The organism is Flammeovirga pacifica (genome assembly GCF_000807855.2).
In the GTDB taxonomy this organism is placed as follows: domain Bacteria; phylum Bacteroidota; class Bacteroidia; order Cytophagales; family Flammeovirgaceae; genus Flammeovirga; species Flammeovirga pacifica.
The window spans coordinates 1540271-1554277 of sequence record NZ_JRYR02000002.1 but is presented as its reverse complement, the minus strand read 5'-3'; the positions used below and the strand labels follow the sequence as shown (position 1 = coordinate 1554277).

Sequence of the window (14007 nt, the reverse complement as noted above, 5' to 3'; positions counted from 1 at the left end):
TTGATTTATCTAGGTACCTCTACCATGTGTAAGATCTTATCGATAACACGGTCCATATTTTCACCTTCCATTTCTTTTTCGGCTGTCATAATAAGACGATGGCGTAATACAGGTTGGATGACATAGGCAATATCATCTGGAGTCACAAAATCTCTACCTTGTAAACAAGCCCAAGCTTTAGAAGCATTCATTAAAGCAACACCGGCTCTAGGAGAAGCACCAAGGTATAATTCATTACTCATACGAGTAAGGCGAACCAGCTTTAGAATATAACTCATTAGCTCTTCTTTTACCATCACTTGTTTAGCTAACGCCCTAAATTCTTGTAATTTTTGAGGACTTAATTTGTATTGACTATCCATTAAATTAGTTGGATTTTGGTGCTGATGGTGCATCTTCAATACTTCTAATTCATCTTGCTCCTCTGGGTAGCTCAGATCAATTTTAAATAAGAAACGGTCTAATTGTGCTTCTGGCAATGGGTAAGTTCCTTCTTGTTCTACCGGGTTTTGAGTACCGATAACAAGAAAAGGTTCCTCCATAGTGTAACGATGCCCATCATAAGTAATTTGCCTTTCTTCCATCACCTCGAATAAAGAAGATTGTGTTTTGGCAGGAGCACGATTAATTTCATCTGCAAGAACTATATTACCGAAAATAGGTCCTTTTTTGAAGTCAAATGCATGGGTAGCAGCATTAAAAACATTTGTACCAATTACATCCGAAGGCATTAAATCTGGCGTAAATTGAATACGAGAGTAGTCTCCTTCAATCATGTGAGCTAATGTTTTTGCCGTTAATGTTTTGGCTACACCAGGAACACCCTCTAATAGTACGTGTCCATCGGCTAAAATTGCGGTTAAAAGGAGGTCGATAGTTTTCTCTTGTCCTTTTACAATAGTATTTATTCCTTTTCTTAATTGGTTTAATTCATCTACTAATGAGGAGGTATCTATTCTATTCTCAAAGTTGTTGGTGATATTTTCTTCCATGTCTTTATCTATATTTCTTTTGTATAAAAATCATCAATTAGTTCATTCGTTTTCATAAAGGTGTTGGCAGAGCTAGAATGCTTTATTTCTTTATCTAATTGAATGAAAAGTGCTTTAAGTTCGTCTTCACTTATTCCTGATCTGTGAGACAGTAACTCAATTTTAGAGTTGATTTCATCATCATTTAAGTTCACTTGATACTTATTTCTAATGTGATTCATCAAATATTTTTTTCTTTTTATCAAAATGGATTTGTGATCCCTCTTTTTGATATAAAGTTGACTTATCGTTTTTATAAACCCTATACTTTCGTTGATAGGCGGAGTAATTATAGGGATAGCTCTTTGTTCTCTTTTTGATTGGAATAAGAAATAAATGAAGATCAACATCAATAATAAGTAGACGCTTTCTTTTACTCCATCTCTTGTTAGAACAACTCTAAGAGGAGAACTATGTCCTTCTCTCCCTCTATTGTAAAACTCTGACCTTATATACTCTCCTTCAGGTAGCATTTTTAAAATATCATTTAGGAATGCTGCGTTATTGTTATGCAAAAGCACAATATTGGAGAATAGTTTAGGAACAGTGCATATGTAGACACTGCCCTCTCCGATAGTGTGTTTTAATAAAAAGGCTTTACCCGAGGATTTGTCTACAAATAGTTCACTATTTAATGTATCATATTCAATAATGTTAGAGGTAAATTCAAAACTAGATAATTCTGCTTTAGCATCGTTATAATTGATTTCAACGGAATCTATTATAATTTTATCTTCAGATTTAAGATCAAAGTTTTTAATTTGTATCTCATCAAAATTAGTAGCTGTTTTAAATTTTAATGTATCTTTTAATGCATACGAAAATGATTCAGCTGCTAAAAAAATCGTCCTACCATTTTTAGCCTCCTCTAAAACAGAATTAAGACTCTCAGAATCCAACGAGATTAGATCACTAATTATCATCAGGTTTTTATCCTTTTGATAATTGTCTTCGTTGTAAATCTCATAAGAAGTGAGACGCACATTTTCAATAGTAATACCTAAATCAGAGTCATTAAGTAATTCATGAAAAGCTTTTGTACCATACGGACTTGTCGCATTAGATCGGTAATGCGTATTCCAATCGGTGGTTTTCTTTGCAGTAAACGTAAGTAGAAAATAAATCAGCAAAGCGATACCAAGAAAAGTGTATTGTTTATTTATTTTCATGATTTGCAATTGCTATTTCAAATTCTTGATATTTTTTTTTGATGTCATCACAAATAGTTTCATTGGCTTCAAATTCACCATAAAAACAATATTGAAAGACTACTCCTATACTATTAAAAGGCTGTTTTAATAGTTCATGTTTTAATTGATAAAGGATGTCATTATGATGTTCTACCTTATTTAAATTGATAATATCTTTTTGTTCCAGTTTTTCAATGGCCAAAGAATAATACAGCCTCACCACTTCTTGATACTCTTTTCTAGATAAAGCATCTTCCAGTTGAGTCGATAAAGGAATAAGCTCTTTGTGTGTAGAATAGATCGATTTATTCTCCTGATGAGGTGATATTTTAGTCTCTGTGGTAAAAATAAAGAGCTTATTTGTTTTAAGAATGAGGTAAAGTGCCCATACTAATAAAGCAATTACAGCTCCCCAAAAAAAGTAGCGAACTACAGGACCACTAAGATCTGTACTACCCCCAAAAAGGGTGTGAAGTAAGCTAGAAAGCCAACGACCTATCTTATCAAAAATATCTATTTGATATTGAGGTAAAACATATTGGTAGTCTGTATCATTCTTTATTGCATTGAGTTTTTCTTGAGAGAAGCCTCTTTCTTGTGCGAAACAGCTTCCTTTTAAAACTAATGATAAAAGAAGGGAAAAGTATAACCGCATGTGGGAACGAGTTAAAGCAAGATCAATAGAATTATTTTGTTTAGTAAAGCAGATCACCATTATTTATAAGGAATCTATTTCGTCTAGAATACTAATGGCCTCTTTCTTCTCTCTTAAAGAAAAATAGAGTGCACACATACCATATTGATAGACTGCAAATACTAAAGGATTAAAACAACTAGTAATCATAGATAGTATAGTAATAGTATTACCTAATCCTGTACCTATAGCTGCATCTCCTTCTTGAAGTATATTTAAACCTATAAAAACACCAACTAATAGACTAGGGAATTGTAACACAAAAATAGTGACGAACAATGTAATGAAGCTCAGAATGATTAGAAACAAAAAAGAAGACCACCAATTGTCTTTAATCAATAGATTACATCTACTAATAGCATCTCCTATATTTTTTTGTTCAAAAGCTATAATAGGGAAGATGAGGGCAAAAGTAACGGATATATAAATTCCAGGTACAATAAAGAATAACAACCCTAAAAGAAGAATTATCAGATATAAAAAATAGGCAACTATAAAGGAAAGTGTATTTGTTTTAGCGCCTTTAATTAAAGTGTCTACAGTAAGACTATTTGTGTTTACCATAGACTCTTTGACTAAACTAAAAGCTAAAGTCATTGAATAAATTTGTCCTATTATGACAATTAGATTTCCAAAAATTGATATTGTAGATACAGCATTTGCATTCTCTGGAAATAATAATTCACCCGCTCCTGCGATAGCAGTACCAATAACAATAAAAGGAACACATAATCGTAATGATGATTTAAAAAATATCTTAAAGTGGGTTTTCCAAAAATTGAACGCCAAATCAATATTCTGACCTGCATTTCGAAATTCTTTAAAATTAAAAGTTTGCTGTTGCATTAAACGGTAAAAATTTATGTATGAAATAGAATATAACTAGAAAGAATTTCTTCCTAAAAAATGTATGTATGATACTAAATAATATGCTAATCAGTTTTAGTTTGCTTCTGATATACCTGATTAGCGTAGATAATGTAATAGTAAACAATAAAAGCTAAAGAGGCGATAATAAAGAACAAACGAATTGGTAGAGGCCATTGTACTTGTCTAGTTACAAACCCCTCTAAGAAACCTGCAATAATAAAAATAGGTACTAAACCAATTACTATCTTTAGTCCTCTTTTAGTGCCTTCTTTTAAATTCACTAATCTTGAGTTATGATTAGGAAACAGAAAGGCATTACCTAGAACAAAACCAGCACCTCCTGCAATAATAATTGCTGTGATTTCTAGTGTTCCATGTGTCCAAATACTTAAAAGTGATGCACCCAATACCCCTTTCTGATAAAAGAAATATTGAAAAGAACCTAGCATGATACCATTTCTAAATAATAAAAATCCCGTACCGATACTAGAGAGAATTCCAAATGCAAAAGCCAAAAAAGCCACTCTAATGTTATTGATAGTAATACCAATAAACATGGGTAATTCATCACTATTTGCATATACATCCATAGGTTTACCATTAGCGATATTCTCTAACGTCATGTTTACATAATTATCTCCTAAAATAAGACGTACAAATTCACCATCATGGTGAGCAGAAAATGCTCCGATCAGACAACTAATACCAAAAACAATAAATGCATACAACATTTGTTTTCGATTATTCATCATTTCAAAAGGAACTTCATTTAACCAAAAATGTATAAACCTTGATGATTTTTCTTTTCGTGTTGTATATATTTTTTCGTGATATTGAACGGATAAACCATTTAAATAAATAGCCACTTCACTGTTTGTGTAGTATGTTTGTGCATACGATAAGTCTTCACTTAATGATTTATAATTAGAAGCTAATTTATCCGGAGAGACTGAAGTGTTTTTTATATCTTTATCAATAGTTTCCCATTTATCCTGATTTTTTAGAATAAATATTGGTTCTTTCATAAAAAATTAGTTTGTTAACACAATATATCACAAATTTTTTAAGAGTTAAACATGTCATCGATTTCTTTTCAAAACAGTCAAAATGTAAATATACAATTTCAAAAGGCCAATGTCATTACCAGAATTGGTGCTTACCTAATTGACGGCTTAATTATAGGGGCCATAGGCTTTATCTACTCCCTGTTAGTCATCTATGGTTTTGACCAAATAGATGTTGAAATTGGAAACTTGACAAGAAACATTCTATTAATATCAGGTGGTCTAATTATACTATTATTTTTACTGTATGATTTATTGTGTGAAGTCTTTATGGAAGGGCAGTCTTTAGGGAAAAAAGCAATGAACATTCGCGTAGCTTCTATCGACGGAAGTTCGGTAAGATTTTCTCAATATTTAATTCGTTGGGTCTTTAGATTGTTAGACATTACTTTAGTGAATGGAGTAGTAGCTATTATAGCTATAATAGCAGGAGGTAAAGGACAAAGAGTAGGAGATATATTAGCAGGCACTCTTGTAGTAACAGATTCAAATAAAATTAATGTTTCTGATTTTAATATCCCCACATTCGAGGAAGATTATGAGCCTATTTTTCCACAAGCAAGCTCATTAAACGAGAAGCAGCTTCATGTGATTAAAAAAGCATTAAAACTTGATTTTACTCAAGAACATCAGGCGGTAATATTAAAATTAGAGAACAAACTGAAAGAACAATTAAACATTGAAACAACAATGCGCCATAAGAAGTTCTTAATGCAATTAATGAATGACTATTATTATTACACAATTGAGTCTACAAAAGCTTCTCAATCATTTTAATTTAATAGCTTCTTTGCAGAAATGTAAAATTTAGAGTTACTGATGTACTTCAACTAAAATAGTTATCCTACATAAGTAAATACTTCATTTAAACATCATTATATTAAGAAATTATTATAAATTGTGAGGTGAAATCTACCGAAACATTATTTTTACTCTTATGATAAACTATACATATAAGGCTTTATTACTGCTTCTATCTTTTTGTATCACTCCTTTTTTATATGCACAACAATCAAATGTGAAAGATGAAGTGGAATTTGAATTCACTTGGGAACGTTATGCCAATGAAATAAATAGAAGCTATCATTTTTTTAATATCAATAATAACAATACTGATACAGACGTATATATCACTGGTATTTTGACCATTCATGCCAATTTTGGAGGAGAGCAAAGAGTAGGTGAAGAGGTGTATGACTTAGTGATTGAGAAAGGTCAAAAAATGAAACAGTTGGTGATCAACACTAATGGTTTAACCACATTTACCGATTTTGAATTATCACAAATAGAGGTTCAGAAATTCTCTAGGGAAGTAGAAATTGCCAAAGCATTACAGCAAGGATTTATTTTAATTGATTCTGTCTCTCAAAAAGAGCCTATCATTATCACAACATCAAAATTAGGTGAAGTGAAGTTTTATAAAGGGGTGGACTTCGAAGTGACAGCAAGTACTTTAACGACTACATCAAATGTATCTTTTGAGTATGAGATGTTTTATCCAAATCAAATTGTAACTCAAGAATCACAAGCGCATGAGAATTCTCCAATGAAATCACAAAAATATCATTGTTATGGTATTAATGATTTGATGTTGATCAAGCCAAACAATGTGATCATCGATGGAGAAAAGTATGCAATTGAAGTAGCTCAAATTATTTTACCGGAATCTTATCAGAATAAAATAAAGAAGTTTTTACCTGCTGAGCAAACTGCAAGTCAGGCGGTGGCATCAGGTGCTTCTACTTCAGGTCAAGTAGCTGAAGATGAAAGAATCCAGTTGCTAAAAGCTGAAATGGAAAAAGCTGTAACGGTTCAAGATTACAGCAAAGCAGCATCTTTAAAAGAAGAAATAGGTTTACTAGAACAAATTTCTGAAGCTGTAAATGTGAAAGATTATATTAAGGCAGGGGAACTACAGAAAACTTGGAAAGAAAAGTTTGGAGAAGAAGTAGCGCTCGAAAAATAAAACTATCGGAGATAAATCATCTGATTCTAAAAACGGTCTTTATTTAAAGTTGTAGAGACGTTTATGAAGAAGTCAATTAAAAGTCTATATAAAGAGAGGCTGTCTTATATTTCTAATAAGACAGCCTCTCTTTTATTTTTTCTTTTCTTTCTTCTTGTTCTTTTTGTCTTCCTCTTTTAATTCTTCCTTAGATCTATTTCCAGTACCCATCACTACTACCTGACTTCTATGACTCACACGACCGTTTAACTTGACAACCATTACGTAAGTGCCAGGGCTAAATTCTGATATATCGAAGGATGCTTTGGATCCTGACATAGACACTTCTGGTAATGGAATTTGATGTCCTGTGGAGGGATTGATAAACTCAAAAGTGGGTTTCTCTCCTTCTAATAAATGCATAGCAACATTTAATTGAAACTGTGCAGGGTTAGGATAAATATTAAGCACTTCTCCTTGTACTTTTTCACCATGATAGATAACTTCTACCCATGATTCTTGTTTTCCATCAAAATCAACTTGAGTGAGTCGGTAAAATATTTTCCCCTCAATAGGATTTTTATCTTCCGCTTCATAATTGATAGAGTAATTGGAATTTCCTGCTCCGTTTATTTTATCATATAATACATCGTAACGTCTACCATCTATTGATCTCTCTAAGATAAAATGACTATTATTTAATTCTGTGGCAGTTTCCCAATAAGTCATTACCTCACCATTTTTAGAGACGACATTAAAATAAGTAAGTTCTACCGGTAGGTCTTCATCATCTTCTTGTAAATCAACTTCTACTAGAAACCGGACTAGTTTTCCTGCTGCTTTACTGGTGGGAACACCTCCAACTAATGGTAAATACCTTTTACGTTTCTTATTGTTTTTTATTTCATCAATGTATTCAGATGAATGATTATTGATATTCTGATTTTCATCGATTTGTGTGTAGGAATCTAAAGGAAAGTAATTCTCAATTGACATTTCACTCACATTTATGGAATCATCAGAGAATCGATTGGTATTTTGTGAGCTATAGTAAAGCTTGGAGTTTGTTGGGAATTCATTTCCATCAAAATTTACTCTTACTTCTTCGTTTACAGCTATAGTGCCTCCAAATGTAGAATTCCTTGGCATTGGCCCCCACATATTTTGGCCAATTGTTATACTGGCTCCATCATTATTAATAAATGCAATTTCCTCATGGTTTTCTTTAAAGCCTAATCTTAGATTTTTTTTAACCACAATATTTCCATTATTAATTAAAGTGGATTTATTTTTTAGTCTTAACCCTCCAGAGATCACTAAGGTGTCTCCTGCATTAACTGTTAGCGATTGGTTTTTCTGAATCTGTAATCGACCTGTTACAAAAGTAACCCTTTGGGAAGTAACATAATGGTCTTTTAAAATAAGTTTTGGGGAGATAGTCAGTGTATCGTTATTTACTGTAGCTCCAGGAGCATCAGATAAGTTTTTTGGGGTCTGTGCATAAATAAATGATACTGAACAGAAAAACATGATAATGAAAGGTAAAGATAGTGTTTTCATAGATGGTATGTATATGGTCTCATATAACATACATTTAATCGTAATAGTTAGTTTGAATGGGAAGAATTTTATCAAATAGATCTAAAGGGTTGTTGGTTTAATACCAAAGTGAACGAGTATTTTGATGAATAGTTCTCTTACAGTCCCTCATACTCAAATCTCATTTCAAAAAATGTCTTTGGATCAATAACACCTAGAAATTTAGGAGGGATATTTTTGATCAATTCATATTTTTCAATCCATTGGTTTTCTCTCCATTTTTTACCTAAAGCAGACATAGCATTATAGAAAATAATGGCTTGTTCGTAAGTAGTAAACTGTGCTCTTAACATTTTTATAAATGATTGCTTTTCCTCTACTGTTAAGAATTTTGTCTGATCTACATATTTTATGGTGTGGTATAAATGACGGAAGTAATTACCCAACTTAGATTGGTGTCCAACATAGAACGGTAGCTCTTTATTGTACTTACATTTCTTGTTTTTTAGTGTTGAAATCAAATTATCTGAATGTAGGGGGATATATTTACTTAAGATAGAAATCAATGCATCTTTACTATGTTCTTGTAAACCGAAATGGAATATTAGATAAGTAATATTCAACGTAAGTTCATGAAATTCTTTTTCATTTTGTTCTTCACCTTTAGGAAGGCATTCTTCCACTTCTTTTTGTAATTGATGGCACTGTTGATATAAAGTAATGAATACTTCTCTGCCTTTTCTAGTGATAGGTTCTTCAGATGATGGATCTTTATGTCTTAAAAGTTCCACATTTTCTCTGTGATATTTCATCATTTCGAAGAATTTCACCTCAAATTGTTGTCTCTCAAAAAGCTTTTTTTGCCATTTGATGGTTTCATAGATTAAAATAAAACCTACTAAAGAAAAGATAGGACCAATTGTTCCAGCCATGAAAGAACCATACTTACTTAATACTTCCATGTCTACTCCTATATAGGACTCATACAAATGGTAATCCATAAAAAAGACTAACATTAAAGCAATACCTGTCAATGCTAGAAAGACTGAAAGAGTAAGTGAAATATTGATTTTCTTTAATAGCTTAATCATAATTAGGTTGATGGTGATTATTCAAAAATAAGAGTTAAAAAGTGCTATTCATTATAATTGAAAGGATTATTAAGTATTTACAGTCTACGAAGAGGAGAAGTTAAATAGAATAATTAGACAGGGTAGAGTGGGAATTTTGATGATTTTAAGGGGAGTAAATTTTTTACGTTCCTACTTAATAGATAAAATTGATTTAGTTTATAAAATAAAGTAATGAGTATTCAAGATTTTTAAGAACCTCAATTAACAATTATAACTACTGAAATGAGACGGATTTTATTATTTGCACTATTACCTTTTTTCATTGGTGCGTGTTCGAAGAAAGCCAATGATACGACAATTGAAAAGAAACACTTCGAACCTAATTGGGAATCATTAAGTCAGTACGAATGTCCTGAATGGTTTCGTAATGCCAAATTCGGTATCTATACGCACTGGGGAGTATATTCAGCATCTAAAGCTGAAGGTAATTCTGATTGGTACGGAAGAAATATGTATAATGATTGGCACCCCAATTATCAATTTCATTTAAACACATACGGTAATCATAAAGATTTCGGCTACAAAGATCTTATTCCTCAATTAACAGGAGATAAATTCAATGCAGATGAGTGGGCTGAATTGTTTCAACAAGCAGGTGCACAATTTGCAGGTCCTGCTGGAGAACATGCTGATGGATTTTCTATGTGGGATTCTAAAGTGAACCCTTGGAATTCTAAGAAAATGGGGCCAAAAATCGATGTGGTTGCTGAAATGAAAAAAGCTGTAAAGAAAAGAGGAATGAAATACGTAGTAAGTATGCATCATTCTTGGTTATGGGGATGGTATCCTACTTGGGACGAAAACACAGATTGCGCTAACCCTAAATATGCTGGGCTGTATGGTCCGAAAATTCCAGAATCATCACGATTAATGAAAGTAGGTGATGAAAAAGGTTCTTACCCAATGCCTAGCCCAGAGTTTGAGAGAATATGGTTAGAAAAGGTAAAAGAAGTAGTTGATGGTTATTCTCCGGATTTACTTTGGTTCGATAATCGAGTGAAAATATTATCAGAAGGTGTTAGAAAAGAAATGGTGGCTTATGTACATAACCATAGCGCAGAAAATAACATCGAAAGAGTATTTACTTTTAAACGTCCTGACTTTCCATTAGGTGTGGGAACAGTAGATTTAGAACGTGAACGTATGCCTGATATTTACCCTGATCCTTGGTTAACAGATACGTCAATTTCTAAAGCATCTTGGTCGTGGACTTCTGACTTAAAATGTTATCCTACCAACCGTCTAATTGATGATCTTGTTGATATTGTAAGTAAAAATGGTTGTCTATTATTAAATGTGGCTCCACACCCTGATGGCAGTATCCCTCAAGAACAAAAAGACCGTTTATTAGAAATGGGAGCTTGGTTAAAATTGAATGGTGAAGCTATTTATGATAGTCGTCCTTGGCTTATTTTTGGCGAAGGTCCTACAAAAACAAAAAGTGGTCACTTAGCGGATACTAAATTTGTTGGTTTTGGAGAAGAAGATATTCGCTTTACTACTAAAGGGGATCAATTATATGCAATTGCATTGGGTTGGCCTGAATCGGGCGAACTTCCGATTAAATCTTTAGGTTTGATGTCTTACAACTCAAAAGTAAAAGAGGTAGAATTGATAGGACATCAAGGTAAATTAAAATGGGAAAGAACAGAAGGAGCTTTAAAGCTTCAACTTCCTAAAGAAAAGCCAGGTGATTTTGCTTATGTGTTTAAAATCAGTTTTACTGATAATAAAGAAATATAATCAATATAAGACCATTCATTAGAATGTATAATTACACTGTAATTGTTTTTAGAAAGAAGAAACAATTTGATAATAAACGGCTGGCGTTTTGAGATAGAAAAATGCTTACAGAATCAGAGTACATATTGATTATATTGATAAATACCCCTCCCTTTTGATAAAATATTTTTACTCAAAGGGAGGGGATTCCTTTTACCTTAGACGCAAGATTACAAAAAACAAAACTCAACTAACAAATTAAAAAGGTATGAGACTATTAGTATTATTACTTACACTATTCTTATCGTTTTCCTCTTGTACGCAAGTCAGACAAAGAACAGTGGATGACTTTAACTTTGGATGGAAATTTATTAAAAGTGACCTCCAAGGTGCAGAAAAAACATCTTATGATGATGTTAAATGGCAAGACATTCGATTGCCTCACGATTGGAGTATCTTAGGTGGCTATCAAAAAGATAAGGCTTCTAGTACTGGGTTTACCGAAGGAGGCATTGGATGGTACAGAAAAACGTTTAGTGTTCCATCATCAGATAAAAACAAAGAAATTTGGATAGAATTTGATGGAGTGTATTGTAATTCTACAGTTTATATTAATGGAAAAGAACTTGGTTTCCGACCTAGCGGATATTCTAGTTTTTCTTATTCTTTAACGGATGATTTAAATTTTGGAGAAGATAATGTGATTGCCGTAAAAGTAGATCACTCTAACTTTGTAGATTCGAGATGGTATACAGGGTCAGGCATCTACCGTGATGTTCGACTTGTGACAGCATCAAAGACACATATTCCTCAATGGGGAGTGCGTATTGAAACACCTAAAGTGTCTGATAAAGAAGCCACTGTCCGTGTGAAAACAACGATTAAGTCTAAATCAAACGCCACTTCTGTAAAAGTAAGTTTGATAGATGAGAATAATACAATTGTTGCTGAAAGTGAAACAAAAGCTTTTACAGGTGATGTAGTAGATCAGAAATTATTAGTACCACAGCCCAAAAGATGGGGGATTGATACACCTCATATGTACCAAGCCAAACTTCAAGTGTATAATGATGGAAAATTAGTGGATGAAACAATAGAGAAATTTGGTATTAGAGATTTTGAATTCGATGCTAATAAAGGATTCTTTTTAAATGGTCAAAATGTAAAAATTAAGGGTGTTAATTTACATCATGATGTTGGAGCAGTAGGGGCTGCAGCTATGAAAGACCATTGGGCATTTCGTATGAAAAAATTGAAATCATTAGGCGTGAATGCTATAAGAATGGCACACAATCCTCATTCCCCATTATTAATGGAGCTATGTGATGAAATGGGCTTTTTGGTAATGAATGAAGCATTTGACGAATGGTATGTTCCTAAAGCCAAATTGATGACTTGTTTGGGAGGACAGAAAGCACCTAAAGACATTTCTGAAGGATATCCAGAAGTATTTAGAGAATGGGCAGAACGCGATCTTAAAGATTTGATCAGCAGAGACTACAATCATCCTTCGATTATTATGTGGAGTATTGGTAATGAAATTGAGTGGACTTTCCCTGTATACTCTCAAACATATGCTCAACTTCAAAAAGGGATCAGAGAGTACAAAGACACTCCTACTTTTGATACTACCGTAATTAAACCTGTATTTGAGAAAGTTACTGGAGGAGTAGATTCACTTTCTATCATTGCTCATCAATTATCGAAATGGGTAAAAGAAGAAGATACTACTCGACCGACGATATGTGGAAGCGTTCGTCCATCAATTGCTTTTGCAAGTGGCTATGCTGATGCTGTAGATATATTAGGACTCAATTACAGAGAGATTGATTACGATGCAGCGCATAAAGCCTTTCCTAATAAGTTAATGTTAGGCTCAGAAAATTGGGTGGCTTATTCTGAATGGAAAGGGGTAATGGAAAGAGATTTTATTCCAGGTATTTTTGTTTGGACGGGTTTTGCTTATTTAGGTGAGGCAGGGTTATGGCCTAGAAAAGGTTTGAATATTTCTCTTTTTGATTTTGCGGGATTTAAAAATCCTAGAGGACACTTTTTTGAGTGTTTATGGAAAGAAGATCCAAAGGTGTATACGGTAACTACTCCTGCTTCAGAATCAGAATATTCTTATACAAAGAAAGGGGGATGGAAATTTGATATTCAACTAAAAGAAAAGCCAGTCTGGGCAGAGTTAAGACTGTGGGAATGGTACAATGTAAATGAACATTGGAATTACAAAAAAGGGGAGGAAATTGTGGTCCAAACCTATACTAATTGTGAGGAAGCCGAATTATTCCTTAATGGGAAAAGCTTAGGAAAACAAGCTCTTTCCGATTTTTCAGAAACTGATAATATCATTAAATGGTTGGTGCCTTATCAAAAAGGTGAACTGAAAGTTGTGGGTTATAATAATGGGAAGAAAGCGGAAGAATATATATTGAATACTGTAGGGAGGGTAGCCAAACTTCAAGTGATATCAGATCAAACTCAGATGAAAGCGAATCATTACGATGTGGCACACATTACAGTAAAAATGTTTGACGAAAATGGTTATGAAATCAAAAATTTAGAAGAAGATGTAAAATTTCATGTTTCAGAAGAATTAGAATTACTTGGTGTTGATAATGGTTCTGAGATGAATGTATCTCCTCATCAAACCAATCATGTACAATCTCATAAAGGCAGAGCTTTAGCAATGGTTAGAGCAAAGGGTGAAATAGGAAGTGCGAAAGTGTATGTGAGTGTTGGAAAATTAAAGAGTAATGAGGTTGTCTTAGAAATACAATAATTTCTTTAAAGAGAATTAAGGAAAGGTGGTTTGC

General features: G+C 32.9%; 11 protein-coding genes. 4 read left to right on the top strand and 7 right to left on the bottom strand.

From position 1 onward, the window contains the following. Positions 1–5: 5 nt before the first annotated feature. From NH26_RS24425 to NH26_RS24405, 5 genes are all read right to left on the bottom strand, one after another. Positions 6–992, bottom strand: a complete 987-nt coding sequence (locus NH26_RS24425) for an AAA family ATPase (RefSeq protein ID WP_044217351.1) — start codon at positions 990–992, stop codon at positions 6–8. A gap of 8 nt (positions 993–1000) precedes the next feature. Then, a complete protein-coding gene (locus NH26_RS24420; RefSeq protein WP_044217349.1) occupies positions 1001–2200 on the bottom strand; it encodes a DUF4350 domain-containing protein in 1200 nt (399 codons plus the stop codon). Beyond that, a complete protein-coding gene (locus NH26_RS24415) occupies positions 2187–2876 on the bottom strand; it encodes a hypothetical protein (RefSeq protein ID WP_071397293.1) in 690 nt (229 codons plus the stop codon). The genes NH26_RS24420 and NH26_RS24415 overlap by 14 nt, the downstream gene beginning before the upstream one ends. A 63-nt stretch (positions 2877–2939) precedes the next feature. Next, positions 2940–3761, bottom strand: a complete 822-nt coding sequence (locus NH26_RS24410; RefSeq protein WP_044217345.1) for a hypothetical protein — start codon at positions 3759–3761, stop codon at positions 2940–2942. A gap of 86 nt (positions 3762–3847) precedes the next feature. Continuing rightward, on the bottom strand, positions 3848–4810 hold the full coding sequence (locus NH26_RS24405; RefSeq protein WP_044217343.1) for a stage II sporulation protein M: 963 nt from the start codon (positions 4808–4810) through the stop codon (positions 3848–3850). 51 nt (positions 4811–4861) lie between these two features. Between NH26_RS24405 and NH26_RS24400 the strand changes: the two genes are divergently transcribed. Beyond that, entirely contained in the window at positions 4862–5626 is a 765-nt protein-coding gene (locus NH26_RS24400; RefSeq protein WP_044217341.1) for an RDD family protein, read from the top strand. A gap of 160 nt (positions 5627–5786) precedes the next feature. Beyond that, complete coding sequence (locus NH26_RS24395; protein WP_044217339.1) at positions 5787–6815, top strand: UvrB/UvrC motif-containing protein; 1029 nt, start codon at positions 5787–5789, stop codon at positions 6813–6815. A 132-nt stretch (positions 6816–6947) separates the two neighbouring features. Here NH26_RS24395 and NH26_RS24390 read toward each other — a convergent pair whose 3' ends face one another. Next, entirely contained in the window at positions 6948–8354 is a 1407-nt protein-coding gene (locus NH26_RS24390; RefSeq protein ID WP_044217337.1) for a T9SS type A sorting domain-containing protein, read from the bottom strand. Between the two features lie 137 nt (positions 8355–8491). Beyond that, positions 8492–9424, bottom strand: a complete 933-nt coding sequence (locus NH26_RS24385; protein ID WP_044217335.1) for a putative phage abortive infection protein — start codon at positions 9422–9424, stop codon at positions 8492–8494. A gap of 264 nt (positions 9425–9688) precedes the next feature. Between NH26_RS24385 and NH26_RS24380 the strand changes: the two genes are divergently transcribed. After that, positions 9689–11209 carry an alpha-L-fucosidase gene (locus NH26_RS24380; RefSeq protein ID WP_071397291.1) on the top strand — a complete coding sequence of 507 codons (1521 nt, stop codon included), beginning with the start codon at positions 9689–9691 and terminating at the stop codon, positions 11207–11209. A gap of 247 nt (positions 11210–11456) precedes the next feature. After that, entirely contained in the window at positions 11457–13973 is a 2517-nt protein-coding gene (locus NH26_RS24375; RefSeq protein ID WP_044217332.1) for a glycoside hydrolase family 2 TIM barrel-domain containing protein, read from the top strand. Positions 13974–14007: the final 34 nt, after the last annotated feature.